This window comes from Corallococcus exercitus (genome assembly GCF_003611585.1).
Classification (GTDB): Bacteria; Myxococcota; Myxococcia; order Myxococcales; family Myxococcaceae; genus Corallococcus; species Corallococcus exercitus.
Genome location: NZ_RAVW01000176.1, coordinates 1 through 18,664, shown reverse-complemented (window position 1 = coordinate 18,664; position 18,664 = coordinate 1). Strand labels below are relative to the sequence as shown.

Here is an 18,664-nt window from a genome sequence, read left to right as displayed (position 1 = left end):
GTGTATAAGAGACAGGGGGAGGGCCGCGCTAGGATGGGCGGTCTCCACACCCCACTGCTTCCCGTCCGGGAGGTCGTCTCCATGCGCCAACTGTTTCCCTCGGCCCCGTTGTGGGCCCTGACCGTCTCCGTCGTCCTCCTCGCCGGTTGCGCTGGCCACCAGCGCGACAACTACATCCGCGACCGCACGGCCACCGTCGCCTACGAACAGCCGCTCGCGCAGCTGTGGCCGGAGGTGAAGACCATCATGGACGCGCGCGGCTATTCGTGGCGCGAGATGCCCAACCAGTACGTGTTGGAGACGGAGTGGCTGGACTCCGGCGGTGGCACGATGGGGCCCACCTCCTCCACGCGCTACCTCATCGAGGGGCTCACCATGGCGGATGGCCGGGTCGTGCTGCGCGCCCTTCGCACGGACCGCATGCAGCAGCAGGTGGCCATGGGCTACGCCACGGACAAGGGCAACGGCGGCGGCATGGCGGATTCAAACGCCGTGGGCCGCAGCACCACCGGGCTCGCGCCGGAGCAGAAGGCCAGCTACCGGGACCTGGAGCTGGAGCTGGAGTTCTTCCGCAAGCTCAACCCGAAGGGTGCCACGGCCCTGGAGGCCGAGGCGTCCGCGAAGTACCCGTAAGGGCTCCGCCCCGCGGACGCTTGCGCCTCCCGGCTACTTCCAGGGCCGGGAGATGATGCAGGCGTTGATGCCGCCCACGCCCATGGACAGCTTGCCCGAGCACCCCTCGGGCGCCGCCTCTTCCTGGTTGAAGACGAAGCGGCCGTGCACCTTGGCGATCTGCTTGTTGAGCTCCGGCGCGGCCAGCGGCGTGGGGAACACCTTGCCCGCTTCCGCGCCCAGGTACTGCGCCGTGAGCTCCCAGCCGCCGCCCGCGGACATGCCGTGGCCGAAGGTGCCCTTGCGCGCGGTGATCAGCACGGACTCCGGCAGCACGTCGCGCAGGTTCTGCACCTCCAGGAAGTCGCCCGGGGTGGCGGTGGCGTGCAGGTCCCAGCTGCCCACGTCCTGGGGCTGACAGCCCGCGGCGCCCAGCGCCTCGCGGATGGCCAGGGTGGGGCCCTCCTTGGACGGGGTGATGATGTGGTCCGCGTCCGCGGTGACGCCCACGGCGACGGGCTCCAGGCCCAGCGCCTTGAAGCCCTTCTGCGTGAAGTGCTCGTAGTCGCCCACCACCCACACCACCGCGCCGCCGGCGATGTGCGTGCCGCGCAGGGCGGTGAGGGGCTTGGACACGGCGGCGTCCGCGGAGATGACGCGCGCGTTGTAGAAGCCGCCCACCACCAGCGGGTTGGGCGCCGCGTCCGTCATGCCCAGCACCACGGCCTTCGCCTCACCCAGGCGGATGGCGTTCATGGCCAGCTTCAGGCCGTAGCCGAAGGACGAGCACGCGGCCACCGGCGCGAACGTCATGCCGGTGATTTGACCCAGCATGGACACCTGGGACGCGGGCGTGTTGTGGATGTTCCACAGCACGTTGGAGGACACGGCGTTCCACGGCGGCTCGGGCGCGTTCCACTTCTTCTGCAGGCGCCCGTTGCGCGTGCGCTTCTCCTTGATGACGGCCAGCTTGGCGGACTCCACGTCGCCCTCGTCGGGCACGCCAATGGCTTCAATCTCGCGCAGCTCCTCCAGGTACTCGCGCAGCTCCGGCGAGCGGCCGGCCCAGAAGTGCCACCAGTCGTCCTCCGCCCTGTCGCGCTCCACCTCCTCGATGGTGGAGGGCTCCGGGGGCAGGCCGGGCAGGGGCTCGCGCGTCTCGCGCCACTCGCGCAGGGCGCCGTTCCTCTCCGGGGAGGCCCAGAAGCGGTCCCACCGGCGCTGGGCGCGGTAGAGGTCCAGGGAGATGTTCTGGATGGTGGGCAAGTCCCCCAGGCCGGTGCCCACGTAGACATGGGCCTTGGTGCCCAGCTCCTGGAGCTCTTTTTCAATGCCCGGGTTCTGCGCCAGCGACTGGATGAAGGCGCCGATGGCGTACTGCGTGGGCTGCCCCATCTTCCGCTCCAGCTGGGAGAAGCGGTTGGCGGGGAAGCGCGCGTCAATCCACGGCTTGTAGTCCGCCAGGTTGAACGTGGGCGTGCCGACGAGGAAGTTGTCCGGACCGAAGCCGTTGAAGGGGGTCAGCCAGGTCTCGGACGACTCGAGGTTCTTCGCGAAGGCCTCGATGTTGGGGGAACGCGGGGCGACCACGCCCCAGCCGAAGATTCCGACTCTGCGCACGGGTGTTTCCTCCGCCGCCCGGGGGAAGGCTACAGCGGCTGGATCTTGAGGTTGTCGAAGTGGACGCGCGTCTGCCAGCCCGAGAACCCGAAGTACTGGTTCCGGGGGCCGTAGAGGGGGGACGCGTCCTGGAGGGTGAGGAAGGGCTTGCCGTCCACTTCCCACGACAGGAGCCCATCCCGCCGGGTGATGCGGAAGTGGTAGCGCTGGCCGGGCACCACCGCGGCGCCGTCGCGTACGGCGCGGTCGTTGGTGTGCTCGTGCTGGCGCGCGATGATGGACTGGGTGTTGCGCCAGCCGCCGTAGATGAAGACGTAGCCGGTGGCGGTGTACTGCAGGCGCGGGTCACCCGCGTAGAAGGAGCGGCCGTCGCCCCACGCCTCCACCTTCATGTCGCCGTCCGGGCTGTCGCCCCAGGCGTCGAACTCGATGACGGCGTTCTCCGGAATGGGCTTCTTCAGCCACACCGGGCGGTTGCCCACGTTCTGCACCACGAGCGCCCCGTCCTCCAGCTTCACGGCGGCGGGGTGGGTGACGTTCCACGCGTCACCCAGCGTGTCGCGGTTGAAGTCGTCCTCGGAGGGGCCCGGGGGCAGGGTGGGCTCCTGCTTCGCCGCCATGGTGGCGGGCATGGAGTCCGGCGTGCCGACGCGCAGGTTGTCGAAGAACAGCTGGGACTCCCAGCCGGAGAGGCCCAGCCGGTCGTGGTCCTTGCCCTTGAAGGGGAACGGGTCATCCAGCTCCGCCACGAGCTGTCCGTCGATGGCCCACTTGAGCACGTTGCCGCGCCGCTCGATGCGCCAGTGGTACGTGCGGCCGGACTGGATGGGGGCGCCCACGCGGGACTCCACGCGCACCGCCGTGTCCCTGTTGAAGACGCCGGTGGCGACGAGGTCCGCGCCCTGGCCGCCGCCCTTCTCCGCGATGCGGGCGGCCTTGCGCTGGAGCACGTCCAGCGCGGGGGCGTTGATGTCGCGCCGGGCGATGACGGACAGGCTGTTGTTCCATCCGCCCTGCACCAGCACGTAGCCGGAGGCCGGGTCGCGTCCGTTGCCGAACAGCTCCACGCGGATGTCGCCCTCGGGGTACTCCGGGCGCACGTCGAACTCCACCGCCACGTCGTCCGGCAGCACGGCCTGGAGCCACAGCGGGTTGTTCTTGGGCGCGGGGCCCAGCAGCTCCCCGTTCGTCACGCGCCAGTAGGCGCCGGTGGAGAAGAAGTCGCGGGCGACGACGGCCGGGTCGTTGAAGGCCTGCTGGTAGGGCACCGTCGCGGTGACGTCCGCCTGGCCGCGCAGGAGCGCGTAGTGGATGAGCGGGAGCTGGATGAAGGCGACGGCGCCGGCGAGGACGGCCCAGCCCTTGCGGCCCATGCCGGCGGGCTTGCGCCACCCCTCATGGGGCACGGCGGGCTGGGCGGTCTCCGGGGAAGACGGGACGGTGGCCGCCGGGGGCGACCCTTCCTGCTTCTGCGTGTCCTTGTCCTTGCGGCTGGCCTGGCCCATCGATGCTCGAGGAAGGGGAGGGGGAAAGCCGGCGGAATCTACGCTCCGGCCCCTCCGGCGTAAAGGATTGCCGGGACAGGGGTTACTTGACCCCCCATCGCTTCTCGAGCGCCTGCTGCTCCGCCAGGCGTTGCTTCAGCCGCTGCTTCTCCGCCTTCTGTTGATCCGACTCCTCGGCCGAGGGGCGCACGGCGAGCTGGTACACGCTGCCCGCCAGGGCGAAGAGGAGCGCGGCGATGATGACGCCCCAGGGCCGGCTGGCCACCGCCTCCACCACGCCGCCGAACTGGTGCAGCGCCGCGAGCGCGCCAATCACCAGCAGCCACGCGCCCACCAGCGACGCGACGATGCCGCTCACCTGCCGGTGGAGGACGGCGCCCACCAGGCCGCCCACGATGAAGCCCGGCCCGAAGCCGAGCAGGAAGTCGCTGGGGCCTGCAATCTGGCCCGCCAGAAGCCCCAGCGGCACGCCCACGCCCACGAAGGTGACGGCGGGCGGGAAGAGGAAGCCCAGCGCCATCAGCGCCGCGGCCACCAGGGTGGGCATGCGCGGATCCAGCTCCGCGCCCAGGTTCAGCCGCTGCGTGACGGCGCCCGTCCACACCAGGCCCAGCACCGCGCCCACCGGGCCCGCCACCGCGCGGAACAGCTTGCCGCCACCCGCGAGCAGCAGCACCAGCCCCACGAGCGCCACCACCACGCCCACCCACATGGGCAGCAGCCGGTAGATGCCCACCCAGCCGGAGGGGTTGAAGGACTGGTACGACTTGAGCGCCTGGAGGAAGCCTTCCATGACGCGCCATCCTAGCGGCAATGGCCGTCAGGAATAGCGGGTCAGGGCGAGCCCCAGGAGCACCCCCAGGATGACGGCGCCCAGGAGCGCGTACCCGTACAGGGCGCGGGGCGTGGCGGTGGCGCGCAGCAGGTCTTCCGCCCGTTCACGGTCTTCCGGGGACGGGCTGCCCGCGAGGATGCGCTCGGCGTCCTTCCGGGCACCGGCCACGTCACCGGCGTCCTTGCGGGCCCAGGCGGCGCGCACGTCGTCGGAGCCGGGAACCGAGCCGGGCGCCAGGCCCGGGGCTCCGGAGCCGCTGGGGCCGCCGGACTCCGTCTGTCCGCCTTTCGCCATGGCGCGCGTCTATACCAGGGAATGCAGGCACCCGCCGACGGTATAAGCGGGTCCCCATGCCCGTGCGGTCCCTCTCCCGTCGAAACCTGCTCCTCGCCACGTCCGCGCTCGTCCCGCTGCTGTCCCGGCGTGCGGCCGCCTTCGGTGAGAAGAGCCGCTTCATCCCCGCGGTGGCCCGGCACGGGGGCCGCTGGGACGTCCGGCTGTCGGGCCTGCGCCGGCTCGCGTGGGAGCTGCAGCGGCGCACGTCCGTGGAAGTCATTCCGGACGCGCGCCCGTTCGCGCTGAGCAGCCCGGACCTCTTCGAGTACCCCTTCCTCTACTTCGGAGGGGACGGGGCCTTTCCCGCGCTGAGTGACGCGGAGGTGTCCAACCTGCGCCGCTACCTCACGTACGGCGGCTTCGTGTTCGGGGACGCCAACGACGGCAGCGACGGGGACGGCTTCGACGCCAGCTTCCGCCGGGAGATGGCGCGCGTGCTGCCGCAGAGCCCGCTGAAGGAGGCGCCGGGGACGCACGTCGTCTTCAAGTCCTTCTTCCTGCTGGACGCGGCGCCGGGCCGCTTGCTGCACAAGCCGCTGCCGCTGGTGGCGAGCGTGGGCAAGCGCGCGGCGGTCATCTATTCGCAGAACGACGTGGCGGGCGCGTGGAGCCGCAGCGAGTCCGGCGACTACGAGTTCGACGTGTCCCCCGGCGGCGAGCCGCAGCGCGAGCTGGCCATCCGCCTGGGCATCAACCTGTGCATGTACGCGCTCTGCCTGGACTACAAGGACGACGCGGTGCACCTGCCCCTCATCCTCAACAAGCGGCGCTGACGGACCTCCCAAGCGCACGACCGAATGAACTCCCCGTCCTTCAACGCGTGGAAGCTCGTCAGCCTGTCGCCCCTGCCCGTCTGGGCACTGGTGCTCCTGGGCGTGGGGCTGGTGCTGGGCATCGCGCTGGCGGCGTGGGGCGTGCGCCGCGAGCCGTCCCGGGGCCGCAAGCTGCTTCTGTGGGGTCTGCGCCTGGGCGCGGGCGTGGCGGCGTTCTTCTTCCTCCTGGAGCCCGGCATCCGACACCTGCAGGTGGCGCGGATGAAGAACCGGGTGGCGGTGCTGGTGGACCGCAGTGCGTCCATGAACTTCCCGTCGGAGCCGGGCGGGCCCACGCGCAGCGCGCAGGTGGCGGCGTTCCTGGAGAAGGCGGCGCCCACGTTCGCGTCCTGGCAGGACCGCTTCACGGTGGAGGTGTACGGCGTGGATCCGGAGCTCGCTCCGGTGACGGCCGCGCAGCTGGCCCAGGAGCCCGCGCGGGCGGGCACGACGGATCTGCTCGCGGCGCTGCGGTCCGCGGCGTCCGGCGGGCAGGGGTCGCGCAAGCTGTCCGGCGTGCTCCTGTTCAGCGACGGCGCGGACAACACGGAATTGAAGGCCGGCGCGGTGGGCCGGGCACGGGCCGCGCTCACGGACCTGGGCGTGCCGGTGTCCACGTTCCTGGTGGGCCAGGAGGCGCTGAAGGATTTGTCGGTGGAGGGGCTGAAGGTGGATGACTTCGCCTTCGTGCGCAACTCGCTGACGGTGGAGGTGGAGATCCACGGGCGCGGGTTCTCCGGGCAGGACATCCCCGTCGTCTTGAGCCAGGAGGGCAAGACGGTGGCGAGCAAGCTGGTGCGGATGACCACCGGCGACGACGTGAAGCCGGTGTCCTTCACCTTCACGCCGGACCAGACGGGGCGGTTCGTCTACACGGTGACGGTGCCCACGTTCCCGGATGAGGCGGTGAGCGACAACAACAGCCGCTCGTTCACGCTGAAGGTGATTCGCGACCGGGTGCGCGTGCTGCTGGTGGTGGGACGGCCGTCGTGGGACGAGCGCTTCCTGCGCGGGTTGCTCAAGCAGGACGCGAACGTGGACCTGGTGTCGTTCTACATCCTGCGCACGCTGTCGGACGACCCGGGCGTGTCGAACGAGCGGGAGCTGTCGCTCATCCCGTTCCCCATGGAGGAGATCTTCGACACGAAGCTGCACACGTTCGACGTCGTCATCTTCCAGAACTTCGGTTACTCGGACCCGTCGCTGTCCATCGCGGAGTACGAGCGCAACCTGGAGCGCTACATCCACGAGGGCGGTGCGTTCGTGATGATTGGCGGCGACAGCGTGCTGGGCGAAGGGCGCGCGGCCATGCCCACGCTGATGGAGGCGCTGCCGGTGGAGGCGGCGGGTCCGGCGAACGCGGATCCGTTCAAGCCGCGCCTGACGCCGGAAGGCCTGCGGCATCCGGTGACGTCCATTGGCACGGGCGCGGCGAGCACGGAGAGCACGTGGGGGGAGCTGGCTCCCATTCCGGGTGCGAACCTGACGCGGGCGCGGCCGGGGGCGACGGTGCTGATGGACCATCCGTTCCTGACGGTGGACGGGAAGAACGCGCCGCTCGTGTCGGTGTGGGACTACGGGCGGGGCCGGGCGATGGTGGTGGCGACGGACGCGACGTGGTCGTGGGCGTTCACGGCGCACCGGGAGGGTTCACCGAACCGGGCGTATGACCGCTTCTGGGGCAATGCGCTGCGGTGGCTGGTGCGGGACCCGGACCTGACGACGCTGAAGGTGACGGCGGATCCGCCGTCGGTGGAGCCGGGGCGTCCGGTGGGCGTGGTGGTGCAGGCGCGGATGGCGGACTACCAGCCGGCGGAGGGCGCGCAGGTGCGGGTGGAGCTGTTCTCCGTGGCGACGCAGAAGCCGGTGGCGGTGCAGACGGGCACGACGGGCGCGGACGGCGTGGTGCGGGTGGAGTTCGCGCCGCCGGCACCGGGGCCGTACAAGCTGCTCGCGTCCGCGAAGAAGGGCGAGACGGACCTGGGCAAGGGCGAGGACGCGGTGGCGGTGCGCGCGGTGGGCCCGGAGCTGTCGGACGCGTCGGTGCGGCCGGAGCTGATGGAGCAGATCGCCAGCGTCACGGAGGGCAAGGCGTACAAGCTGCCGCGTGACGGCATGCCGGACGTGCCGCTGTTGGATCCGCCGGTGGTGGAGGTGGGCCGCGCGAAGGACCAGCCGCTGTGGGACCGCTGGTACTACCTCGTGGCGCTCATCGCGCTGCTCGGCGCGGAGTGGTTCGCGCGGCGGCGGTTCGGGTACGTGTAGCCGGAAGCGGCCCGGTCCCAATGTGAGGACCGGGCGCGTTCCGTGACGCGAGGGACTACTCCGACTTCTCCACCACGCCGCAGGCGATGCGGCCGCCGGCGTCGCCGGTGGGGTCGGTGTGGTAGTCGTCCAGCTTGGCGTGCACCATGAGGGCGGAGCCGTCCTTGTCGAGCAGCGACTTCACCTTCAGGTCCGCGATGAAGACGTCGAACTGCACCTTGCCGTCCTGGGCGACGTAGAGGTTCGGCATGTCACCGGCGTGCTGACCCTTGGTCGACAGCGCGCCGTGCTGCTTCTTCGTCGGGTTGAAGTGGCCGCCCGCCGTCTTGAAGTCCGGCGCCTCGCACTTGCCCGTCTCGTGGATGTGGAAGGCGTGCTCACCCGCGGGCAGGTTCATCAGCGTGCCCTTCACCAGCACGCCCTTGGGCGCCTGCTCCAGCGTCACCTCGCCCACGTCCTTGCCCTGCGCGTCCTTCAGCGTCGCCTTCACCGTCTCGCCCTTCTTGGGCGCGGGCTTCGTGCCCGCGTCCGTGGGACCCATCGTCCCGGCGTCCTGGGCCAGGGCGGGCGTGGAGAGGAGGGCGGCGGCAATCAGCAGGGGACGGATCGTCATGTCTTGGAGACTCCAGGAATGGGGTTACCCAGCGGCGCGGGACACTACCCGCCGCACGCCCTGCTCGCTGGAGAATGTCCACCCCCGCACGCGGCCGGTGACGGGGAGTCATCACTCCGGCAGCGGCCCCTCCAGCGGCACCGGCACCACCCGGGACGCCCCGAACGCGGGCGCCCACACCCGCTGCACCGCCGTCCCGTTCAGGAAGCGCATCACCGCGCGGAACGCCGCCTCCGGGCCGCCCAGCCCTTCCGCCCAGGTGCTTCCCCGGGGTGACAGGTTCGGCACCAGCGGGCCCAGGGAATCGCGGGACGTCGCGCCCCTCGTGATGCCCAGGCCTTCATCCCGGATGCGCTGGGGCACGTACAGCGGCGCGAAGCGCGCGTGGCGGTGGTCGTGCACGCAGCCGGGCTCCTCCAGCAGCGCCGCGGACAGGGGCAGCTCACGCACGTTGAAGAGGAGCTTCACCGCGTCCTGGTGCGGATCATACGGACCGCGCAGCCGGTGGTCGCCTCGGGGAATCAACCGCCGGTCCAGGTAGCAGAACGCCTTCGTCTCCGGTGGCAGCGCGCCCCGGTGCCTCGCGCCGCCGTAGCGGAAGAACGGGCGCACGTGGCTTGCGTCCACCTCCAGCGCGGGCCCCTGCTTCAGCGCGCGCAGCTTGGGCAGCAGCGCGGGCTCCAGGCTGTACTCCCGCGCGAAGTCCTCCAGCGTGTCCTGCGTCGCGGCGCAGAAGGCGTGCAGGCGCGCGAGCAGCCGGTCCCGGTCCGCGTCCACCAGCAGCTCGTCGAAGCGCGTCTTCACCCCGGGCAGGCTCACGGGGATGAGCGTGGTGAGCAGCTCGCCCCGCGCCCGCCAGTCCGCGTCCAGCGCGGCGGCCTCCTGCGCGATGGGGGAGAGCCGCCACTCGGGAGGCTCGGGCGTGAAGCACTGGCCCACGCCCTTGTGCTCGTAGCGGGGCGCGGAGGCGTCCGTGCCGGAGCGGGACGTCCACACCGTGATGCACGTGCGCACCTGCGTGCCCGTGAAGATGCCCGGGCCCAGGTCCACCACCTCCCGCAGGTGGAGCGCGTCCAGCAACGCGTGGCGCAGCGGCGCGTAGATGAATGACTCCAGCAGGCTCGCGGGCGTGATGAAGGCCAGCACTCCCGGCCGTGCCGTCAGCCGCTTCATGGCGACGAGGAGGAAGAACGCGAAGTCGTCGCGGAGGCTCGTGCCCGGTGGCATCGCCAGCGGCACCAGGGCGCGCAGCCGCGCGTAGCAGGCCGCGTCCTTCAGCACCGCGGACGTGCCGTTGTAGGGCGGGTTGCCCACCCATAACTCCGCGTGCCCCTCCGGCGTCCCCGCGAGCAGCGGCTCCAGCCCGCCCCGGAGCGCGTCCCCCACGCGCACGTCCGCGCCCGGCACGCGGGCCTGGCACAGGCTGGCCACGCCGGCATCCAGCTCCAGGCCGCACAGCCTGGCGTCCGGACGGTGCCGCGCGGCGGCGGCGAGGAAGGCCCCCGCGCCACAAGCGGGGTCCACCACCGTGAGCGGCCCGTCACCCAGGTGCGCCAGCGCGAGCGCCAGCGTGCGCTCCACGATGGGCGCGGGCGTGTAGAACGCGCCCACCGCCTTGCGGTCGATGCCGGGGAACTGGTGGACCAGCCGTTCCTCGTCCAGCTCGGGCGTGTCGATGGCGCGGGCCATGCGCGGCCATCCTAGACGGATTCACCCGGTGGGCCGCGAGGGGGCCCAGTCCAATGCCGTGCCGCAGCGTTTGCAAAAGCGCGCATCCAGGTCATGACCCTGTGCGCCACAGCCGGGGCAGGCCTGTGTATCCAGGGGCTGACGCGCGGCGGCAGCGAGTTCCACCGACACGATGCCCGTGGGCACCGCGATGATGCCGTAGCCCATCACCATCAGGATGGAAGCGAGGAACTGCCCCAGCACCGTCTTGGGCGTGATGTCCCCGAAGCCCACCGTCGTCATCGTCACGATGGCCCAGTACATGGAGCGGGGGATGCTGTCGAAGCCGTGCGCTTCCCCCTCCACCATGTACATGACCGCGCCCATGATGACGTCGATGCTCAGCACCGTGCCCAGGAAGACGATGATCTTCGGGCGGCTCGCGCGCAGGGCCGTGAGCAGCACCTCCGCCTGACCCAAGAGGTGCCCCAGCTTGAGGATGCGGAAGACGCGCAGCAGGCGCAGCACGCGGATGACCAGCAGCGTCTGCGCCCCGGGGAACAGCACGCTCAGGAACGACGGCAACAGCGCCATCAGGTCCACGACGCCGAAGAAGCTGCGCGCGTAGTGCAATGGCTGGCGCACCGCGATGAGGCGCAGCACGTACTCCAGCGCGAAGAGGATCGTGAAGACCCACTCGGCGATATGCAGCCAGTGGCCGTAGCCCGCGCGCACCTGCGCGACGCTCTCCAGCATCACCGCCACCACGCTGAACACGATGGCCCAGAGCAGGGCGATGTCGAACGCCCTCCCCGCCGGGGTGTCCGCTTCGAAGATGACGGTGTGCAGGCGGGCGCGAAAGCCGCTCGGGGGGCTCTGTTCGGACGGGCGGTTCACAGGCCGCGCAGCTTAGACGCAATCCCCCGCGCGCCCGTCCCCGGAACGTTCACCATCACCGCCGGCCCTGGACCGGAGGGCCGCGTTGCCTCCACGGGTTTCCAGGGCCACCGTTCCTGGCTCCCTGATGCCGGGGCGCGGAGGTCTTCCGGCGCACGATGCGAATCGTCGAAATGATGCCCACGTGGGCGCTCGCCACTGGGGTGATGGCCCTGCTCTTCCTGAGCCTGGAGTTCGGCTACCGGCTCAGCCACCGCAGGCCGGGGCTCGACGACGTGTCGGCGCTCCAGGCTTCGGTGCTTGGCCTGGTGGCGCTGCTGCTCGCCTTCTCCTTCTCCATGGCCGCGGACCGGTACACCCTGCGCCGTGACCTCGTCGTGAAGGAGGCGAACGCCATTGGCACGTTCTACCTGCGCTCGGGCTTCCTGCCGGAGCCCACGCGCGGTGAGCTGAAGACCCGGCTGCGCCGCTATGTCGATGTCAGGCTCAATGCGTACGTGGACGCGAAGGACCCGGAGCGCTTCACGCAGTGGCTGCGGGAATCGGATGCGCTCCAGGCGCAGCTCTGGGCGCTGCTGGACGCGGTGGCGCCAGGGACCCCGACCGCGGTCCTGACCCTCACCACCCAGGCCCTCAATGACGTGTTGGACGTCTCCGCCGAGCGCCTGGAGGCATCCCGCAACATCATCCCGAACTCCATCTTCGTCCTGCTGCTCATCGGGATGCTCGGCTCGGCGATGCTGCTGGGCTTCCGGCCGGACACGCGAAATCGAGGGGGGCTGCCCTGGGTCATCTTCGTGGTGATCCTCACCGCCGTGATGTTCACCCTGGTGGACCTGGATGTTCCCCTGCGCGGGCGCATGCACTCGGATCAACGTCCGTTGTACGAACTCCAGCAGCAAATTCGCGCCCAGCCCTGAGGGGCGCCCCGCTGAAGACAGAAGCGCGGGCCGTCGTCGAAAAAGAAGGGCGGAACCCGAGCCCCTTTGGAAACTCCCGGGTTCCGCCCTGTCCTCCACGCCGAGGAAGAAACCGTGGAGGACGGCCGAGCAGCCTCAAACCTTTCGCGGAGCCTCCGGGACGCCCGCCGGCACCGAACCCCCGACGCCCGTGGGCACCACCACGGGCGGGGGCACCACCGCGCCCACGTGCATCCGGTGCTCCACCTCCGCGAACCGCCGCGACGCCTCCGCCTCCGGCGACAGCAGGGACACCACCCAGCCGACGACGAAGGACAGCGGGATGGTGACGATGCCCGGGTTCTTCAGCGGGAAGATCGCGGACGCGTTGCCCAGCAGCTCCACCTGCACCGTGGGCGACAGGAAGATGAGCAGCACCGCGCTGATGGAGCCCGTCAGCATGCTGGCCACCGCGCCCTTGGTGGTGAAGCCCCTCCACAGCATGGACAGGAGCAGCGCGGGGAAGTTCGCGCTCGCCGCGATGGCGAACGCCAGCCCCACCATGAAGGCCACGTTCTGGTTCTTGAAGAGGACGCCCAGGAGGATGGCCAGGATGCCCAACAGCAGGCTGGAGATGCGCGCCACCTTGAGTTGCTCCGCCTCCGGCGCGTGCCCCTTGCGCACCACGCTGGACCACAGGTCGTGGGACAGCGCCGCCGCGCCCGACAGCGTCAGGCCCGCCACCACCGCGAGGATGGTGGCGAAGGACACCGCGGAGATGAAGCCCAGGAAGCCCGTGCCGCCCACGGCCTCCGCCAGCATGGGCGCGGCCATGTTGCCGCCCTTGTCCACGCCGACGATGGCCTGGCGGCCCACCAGCACGGACGCGCCGAAGCCCAGGATGAACGTCACCAGGTAGAAGAAGCCGATGAGGCCCGTGGCGTAGAAGACGCTGGTGCGCGCCGCCTTCGCGTCCGGCACCGTGTAGAAGCGCATCAGGATGTGCGGCAGGCCCGCCGTGCCGAACATCAGCGCCACGCCCAGGGAGACGGTCTCCAGCGGATTGGACACCAGCTTGCCCGGCGCCAGCGCCTCCGGGCCGTAGCGGTTCACCGCCTCGCTGAAGAGGGCCGTGGGGCTGAAGCCGAACTGGTAGAGCACCGCGCCCGCCAGCGCCGTCGCGCCGCCCAGCAGCAGCACCGCCTTCACGATCTGGACCCACGTCGTGGCGATCATCCCGCCGAACAGCACGTAGAGGATCATCACCGCGCCCACGATGACGACGGCGGTCTCGTAGGAGAGGCCGAACAGCAGGCGGATGAGGTTGCCCGCGCCCACCATCTGGGCAATCAGGTAGAAGACGACGACGGTGAGCGTGCCCACCGCGGCGGACAGGCGCACCGGGGTCTGCTTCAGCCGGTAGGCCACCACGTCCGCGAAGGTGTACTTGCCCAGGTTGCGCAGGGGCTCCGCGATGAGGAAGGTCACCACCGGCCAGCCCACCAGCCATCCCACGGAGTAGATGAGCCCGTCGAAGCCGGACGTGGCCACGAGCCCCGCGATGCCCAGGAAGCTGGCGGCGCTCATGAAGTCACCGGCCAGCGCGAAGCCGTTCTGCGCCGCGCTGATGCCGCCACCGGCGGCGAAGAACTCAGAGGTCGTCTTGGTCTTGCGCGCGGCCCAGTACGTGATGGCCAGCGTGATGCTGACGAAGAGGAGGAAGAAGAAGATGGCCGTGGTGTTGGGCTGGCCAATCTGCGTGCCCGCGGTCGAGGGATTCATGGGGGGCCTCTTTCAGCGGCGCAGTTCGTCGAGCGCGCGGTCGTACTTGCGGTTCGCCCACAGCATGTAGACACCCGTCAGCACCCAGGCGAGCAGGATGGTGAGCGCCCCCAGCACGATGCCGACGGACAGCCCCGGCACGAACTGGTGCCCCATCAGCGGCCGGTTGAACGCCACGAGCAGGATGAAGCCCAGGTAGGCGACGAGCATCGCCACCGTCAGCGCGCCGGCCACGCGCCAGCGCCTCGCGGCCAGCGCCTTCAGCAGGTCGTCCTTCGAATTGCCATACATCGGTGCGCTCCGGAGTGAGGGTTCAGCGTCGCGAGGCCGGCGGCAGGCCCTTGGTCAACAGTTCATCCAGCACGGCGGGGTCTGCGAGCGTGCTCGCGTCACCCAGGTTCTCCGTCTCGCCGCCGGCGATCTTCCGGAGCATGCGGCGCAGGATTTTTCCGGAGCGCGTCTTGGGCAGGCCCGACACCAGCACCACCCGGTCCGGCGTGGCGATGGGGCCAATCACGTGGCGCACCTGTTCGCGCAGCGTGCCCACCATCTTCTCGTCCGGGGTGCGCAGGAAGTCCGGCTTCACCGTGACGAAGGCGCACACGCCCGTGCCCTTCAGGTCGTGCGGGTAGCCCACCACGGCGGCCTCGGCGACGGCCTCGTGCGCGACGAGCGCGCTCTCCACCTCCGCGGTGCCCAGGCGGTGGCCGGACACGTTGAGCACGTCGTCCACGCGGCCGGTGATCCAGTAGTAGCCGTCCTCGTCGCGGCGGCAGCCGTCGCCGGTGAAGTACAGCGGCAGGAAGCGCGCGTAGTACGTCTCCACGAAGCGCGAGTGGTGGCCGTACAGCGTGCGCGCCTGTCCCGGCCACGAGCGCGCGAGGCACAGGTTGCCGCTCACGCCGTTGCCCTCCAGCTTGCGGCCCTCTTCGTCCACCAGCACCGGCTCCACGCCGAAGAAGGGCAGGGTGGCGCTGCCGGGCTTGCAGGGCGTCGCGCCGGGCAGGGGCGCGATGAGGATGCCGCCCGTCTCCGTCTGCCACCAGGTGTCCACCACGGGGCAGCGGCCCTCGCCCACCACGTCGTGGAACCAGCGCCAGACCTCCGGGTTGATGGGCTCGCCCACGCTGCCCAGCAGGCGCAGCGACTTGCGGGACGACTTCGTGACGAACGCGTCGCCTTCCTTGATGAGTGAGCGCAGCGCGGTGGGCGCGGTGTAGAGCGTGGTGGCCTTCAGGTCATCCACCACCTGCCAGAGGCGGCTCGCGTCGGGCCACGTCGGGGTGGACTCGAAGAGGACCGTGGTGGTGCCGGTGCTGAGCGGGCCGTACACGAGATACGAGTGGCCCGTCACCCAGCCCACGTCCGCGGTGCAGAAGTGCACGTCGTCCGGCTGCGTGTCGAAGATGTAGCGGAAGGTCGTGTTCGCGTAGACGAGGTAGCCGGCCGTGGTGTGCAGCACGCCCTTGGGCTTCCCGGTGGAGCCGGAGGTGTAGAGGATGAAGAGCGGATCCTCCGCGTCCATCCACTCCGCGGGACAGACGCCCCGGTGCTTCTGGACCTCCGCGTCCAGCCAGTGGTCGCGCCCCTCGCGCATGGGCACGTCCCTGGGCGTGCGCCGCGCGACGAGCACGGACGTCACCTGGGTCAGGCCCTCCAGGGCCTCGTCGGTGATGGCCTTGGTGGCGACGCTCTTGGGGCCGCGCGGGCCTTCATTGGCGGTGATGACGACCTTCGCGCCGGAGTCCAGCACGCGCTCGCGCAGCGAGTCCGCGGAGAAGCCCGCGAACACCACCGAGTGCACCGCGCCGATGCGCGCGCACGCCAGCAGCGAGTACACGAGCTCCGGAATCATGGGCAGGTAGACGATGACGCGGTCGCCCTTCCGCACGCCGTGCGCCTTGAGCACGTTGGCCAGGCGGTTCACGTGGTGCGCCAGGTCCCGGAAGGTGATGGTCTCGTATTCGCCGGGCGTGTTCTTCGCCCAGAGGATGGCGGCCTTGTCCGGGCGCGCCTTCGCGTGGCGGTCCACGCAGTTGACCGTGACGTTGAGCTTGCCGCCCACGAACCAGGCGAAGTCCGCGGCCTGTTCGTTCACCTCGCGGATGGTCTCCGGCGGGTGGAACCAGGTGAGCTGCCGGGCCTGTTCGCCCCAGAAGGCGTCCGGGGCGTCCAGGCTCTGGCGGTAGAGGCGCTGGTATTCCTCCAGGCTTTGCACGTGCGCGGTGCGGCGGAAGGCTTCCTTCGGCGGGAAGAGCGAGTCCGGTTGCGTGGCCATGGGGGGCGTCCTCAGTAGAAGAGCTGGAGCTGGGCGGTGCCGGTGATGCCCGTGGTCGCGTGGGCGATGTCCCCGGCGCGCGACACGGCCACCTCCGTCTTCAGGTTGAAGGTGTGCTTCTGGAACCAGAGGTTGAAGCCGGGCCGGAACGTGAGCAGGTCCTGCGCGGCCACGCGTCCGTTGAAGTACTCGGTGGTGAGGACGGGCTCGATGATGCCGATGCGGTAGCCCAGCTCCACGAAGAAGCCGGTGCCGCTGCGCACGTTGTCGAAGCCCTGCTGCCAGGAGAAGACGTTGCTCTGGAGGACGAACTCCTGGTCGTCGCCCATGGGCACGTCCAGGAACACGTCCGCCGCCAGGGCCACCGCGTCATGCACGCCGGAGGCGGTGGCGATGGCGGAGTACTGGTAGTCCCCGGCCACGCCGAACGACAGCAGGGGCTCTTCCGTGAAGTAGATGCCCCGGAGGAACGGGTCGTACTCGTGGCCCCAGACGTTGTAGCGCACCGTGCCCACCGCGCGCGGCAGGTCGTCCGGGTTGACCACCTGCCCGTTCTCCAGCGTCGCGCCCTCCACGCCGTTGAGGATGGCGGCGCGGTACGCCCACGGGCCCGCGAAGCCGCGCACCTGGACGCCCATGTCGCGCCACACCTTGCCCACGCCCAGCGGGTAGCGGATGAGCTCGGAGTGGTAGTCCACCGTGTTGAGCGCGACGGCGCCCTGCAGCGCGTGGTGCGACAGCGGCGCGAGGATGAAGCCCGCCTCCACCCACGTCTTGTCGGCGAACTCGTACGCGACCGTGGCGTCCTGGATGTAGAAGGCGGGGCTGTAGTCGCCGTTCTTGCCGAAGTTCGGCTGGTCCGTGTCGATGAAGAACGACAGCTTCTTCGTGATGGAGCCGAAGACGAGCAGCCGCACACGGCGCAGGAAGAAGTCCGTGCCCACGCCGCCCGTGGGCGCGCCGTCCTTGATGAGCTGCATCTGCGGTTGCAGCAGCACGTCGACGTTGAGGACCGCGTCGTCGCCAAGTTGAATCTTGCCCGCGGCCGCCGGCAGCGCGGTCAGCAGGGTCGTGAGCACCAACAACCGCGACAGGGCAGGGGGGAGGGGGCGCATGGGTCCCCATCCCCAGAGCAACGCCCGTTCCACCCGCGCGCGCTCCGGGTTTCAGGACCTTGGAGGTTGGCTCGGCGCGTCAGGATGTGGCGGAAGGTGACAGGACGTTACCCCCCGTAACGATTCGTGCAGCGCGTCGTAACACCGGAGTAACGCCGGTCCCCGCGACGAGACAGGGGCCACGCGGCGCGTCAGCGTGCGTGGCCCCTGCCCGTGCCGGCTCAGGCTTCCGCGCCGTCGTCGGGGGCGATGCCCGCGTCCGCGTCGTCCTCCGCATCCGGTGGAGGGATGGGCGCCTGGAGCCCCGCGGCCTCCAGGAGGATGCGCCGGCCCATGGCGGGCAGCTTGACGCCCGTGGTCGGGTGGCCGTTGGTGAGGAGCACCACCGCCGCGGCGTGTCCGGGCAGGAAGCCCACCCACGCCACGAAGCCGCCGTTGCCGCCGGCCTTGCTCAGCACCTTCACGCCGCCGCCCGCGTCGGTGATGTACCAGCCCAGGCCAATGGACTGACGCGCGGAGATTTCGAAGTGCGGCGTGTGCGCGAGCTTCATCGCGCGGTAGGTGAGCAGCGGCATGGTGGGCACGCGGAAGAGGTTGCCCTCCAGGAAGCGCAGCATGTCCGACGCGGTGGAGTTGAAGCCCACGCCCCGGTAGCCCAGTTGCTTGCCCCGGGTGGTGTAGCCCTGGGCGATGCGTTCGGGGCGGATGCCGGTGAGGTCCACGCGCGTGTCACGCATGGCGAACGGCTCCTGGATGTCCGTGGCGAACAGCTCCGGGTAGCTGCGCCGCGCGGCCAGGGTGGTGGTGAAGCCCTGCGTCACCTCGCTCACGTTGGAGTAGCTGTAGTGCGTGCCCACGCGCGTCTCCGGGTTGAAGCGCGTCCAGAAGTCGAACATCTCCGGAGGCGGCACCTCTCCCCGGTACAGCGCGCCCGCCGGCTGGCCCGGCACGTTGGCGCCGGGCATGCCCGCCGTCATGGTGCCCAGCGCCTGGGGCGTCACCTGCCGGATGACGGTGCCCTGCTGGCGGACCTCTCCCGGGAGGAAGCGGGTGATCTGATCCGTCAGCGCCATCTTCCCCTCCACGATGCGCGCGGCGGCGAGCGTGTTGGTGAAGACCTTCTGCACGGAGCCGATGAGGAACAGCGTGTCCTCGGACACCGGCCGCTGGGCAGCGCGGTCCGACAGGCCCGCGACGTAGCTGGCGCGCACGTCGCCGACGGACACCGCCGCCGACACGCCAATCTCCGTCTGCGTGCCCAGATAGTCCTTCATGGCCGCCGCGACGAGCTGCCTCAGTCGCGCGGGGTCCTGCGCTGGGGTGGTCATGGAATGGATCCGGAAGAAGGGAAGGCGGTGGTGCCTGGGGGCTGCCAGTCCGACAGGGGCGTGTCGCGTTGGAAGCCGCGCACGCACCCCGGGCGGGAC

16 protein-coding genes are annotated in these 18,664 nt (G+C 70.4%); 4 read left to right on the top strand and 12 right to left on the bottom strand.

All coding sequences use genetic code 11. The features are described from left to right. Positions 1-81 precede the first annotated feature (81 nt). Entirely contained in the window at positions 82-633 is a 552-nt protein-coding gene (locus tag D7W79_RS21620; RefSeq protein WP_120527283.1) for a hypothetical protein, read from the top strand. A 33-nt stretch (positions 634-666) separates the two neighbouring features. Here D7W79_RS21620 and D7W79_RS21615 read toward each other — a convergent pair whose 3' ends face one another. From D7W79_RS21615 to D7W79_RS21600, 4 genes are all read right to left on the bottom strand, one after another. Beyond that, positions 667-2,232 carry a beta-ketoacyl synthase N-terminal-like domain-containing protein gene (locus D7W79_RS21615; protein WP_120527282.1) on the bottom strand — a complete coding sequence of 522 codons (1,566 nt, stop codon included), beginning with the start codon at positions 2,230-2,232 and terminating at the stop codon, positions 667-669. 29 nt (positions 2,233-2,261) lie between these two features. Beyond that, a complete protein-coding gene (locus D7W79_RS21610) occupies positions 2,262-3,737 on the bottom strand; it encodes a DUF6250 domain-containing protein (protein WP_120527281.1) in 1,476 nt (491 codons plus the stop codon). An 82-nt stretch (positions 3,738-3,819) separates the two neighbouring features. Beyond that, entirely contained in the window at positions 3,820-4,530 is a 711-nt protein-coding gene (locus tag D7W79_RS21605) for a hypothetical protein (RefSeq protein WP_120527280.1), read from the bottom strand. Between the two features lie 27 nt (positions 4,531-4,557). Then, on the bottom strand, positions 4,558-4,866 hold the full coding sequence (locus tag D7W79_RS21600) for a molecular chaperone DnaJ (RefSeq protein WP_244221893.1): 309 nt from the start codon (positions 4,864-4,866) through the stop codon (positions 4,558-4,560). A gap of 56 nt (positions 4,867-4,922) precedes the next feature. Here D7W79_RS21600 and D7W79_RS21595 point away from each other — a divergent pair, with 56 nt between their 5' ends. Then, positions 4,923-5,681: a DUF4159 domain-containing protein gene (locus tag D7W79_RS21595; protein WP_120527279.1), complete on the top strand. Its 759-nt coding sequence runs from the start codon at positions 4,923-4,925 to the stop codon at positions 5,679-5,681. 24 nt (positions 5,682-5,705) lie between these two features. After that, complete coding sequence (locus D7W79_RS21590) at positions 5,706-7,985, top strand: glutamine amidotransferase (protein WP_120527278.1); 2,280 nt, start codon at positions 5,706-5,708, stop codon at positions 7,983-7,985. 55 nt (positions 7,986-8,040) lie between these two features. Here D7W79_RS21590 and D7W79_RS21585 read toward each other — a convergent pair whose 3' ends face one another. From D7W79_RS21585 to D7W79_RS21575, 3 genes are all read right to left on the bottom strand, one after another. Further along, positions 8,041-8,598, bottom strand: coding sequence for a superoxide dismutase family protein (locus tag D7W79_RS21585; RefSeq protein WP_120527277.1), 558 nt, complete (start codon positions 8,596-8,598; stop codon positions 8,041-8,043). Positions 8,599-8,709: 111 nt separating this feature from the next. After that, positions 8,710-10,287 carry an N-6 DNA methylase gene (locus tag D7W79_RS21580; RefSeq protein WP_120527276.1) on the bottom strand — a complete coding sequence of 526 codons (1,578 nt, stop codon included), beginning with the start codon at positions 10,285-10,287 and terminating at the stop codon, positions 8,710-8,712. A 21-nt stretch (positions 10,288-10,308) separates the two neighbouring features. Further along, complete coding sequence (locus D7W79_RS21575; RefSeq protein WP_120527275.1) at positions 10,309-11,163, bottom strand: ion transporter; 855 nt, start codon at positions 11,161-11,163, stop codon at positions 10,309-10,311. Between the two features lie 158 nt (positions 11,164-11,321). On the opposite strand from D7W79_RS21575, the gene D7W79_RS21570 reads away from it, so the two are divergent. Then, positions 11,322-12,083 carry a bestrophin-like domain gene (locus tag D7W79_RS21570; protein WP_147442002.1) on the top strand — a complete coding sequence of 254 codons (762 nt, stop codon included), beginning with the start codon at positions 11,322-11,324 and terminating at the stop codon, positions 12,081-12,083. Between the two features lie 135 nt (positions 12,084-12,218). On the opposite strand, the gene D7W79_RS21565 is transcribed toward D7W79_RS21570, so the two are convergent. From D7W79_RS21565 to D7W79_RS21545, 5 genes are all read right to left on the bottom strand, one after another. Then, complete coding sequence (locus D7W79_RS21565; protein WP_120527273.1) at positions 12,219-13,844, bottom strand: sodium:solute symporter family transporter; 1,626 nt, start codon at positions 13,842-13,844, stop codon at positions 12,219-12,221. Positions 13,845-13,856: 12 nt separating this feature from the next. Then, positions 13,857-14,135 (bottom strand): DUF485 domain-containing protein, encoded by a 279-nt coding sequence (locus D7W79_RS21560; protein ID WP_120527272.1) that lies wholly within the window; start codon positions 14,133-14,135, stop codon positions 13,857-13,859. Positions 14,136-14,157: 22 nt separating this feature from the next. After that, complete coding sequence (acs, locus tag D7W79_RS21555; protein ID WP_120527271.1) at positions 14,158-16,122, bottom strand: acetate--CoA ligase; 1,965 nt, start codon at positions 16,120-16,122, stop codon at positions 14,158-14,160. 11 nt (positions 16,123-16,133) lie between these two features. Beyond that, a complete protein-coding gene (locus D7W79_RS21550) occupies positions 16,134-17,237 on the bottom strand; it encodes a hypothetical protein (protein WP_120527270.1) in 1,104 nt (367 codons plus the stop codon). A gap of 221 nt (positions 17,238-17,458) precedes the next feature. Then, entirely contained in the window at positions 17,459-18,565 is a 1,107-nt protein-coding gene (locus D7W79_RS21545; RefSeq protein ID WP_120527269.1) for a serine hydrolase domain-containing protein, read from the bottom strand. Between the last annotated feature and the right edge of the window lie 99 nt (positions 18,566-18,664).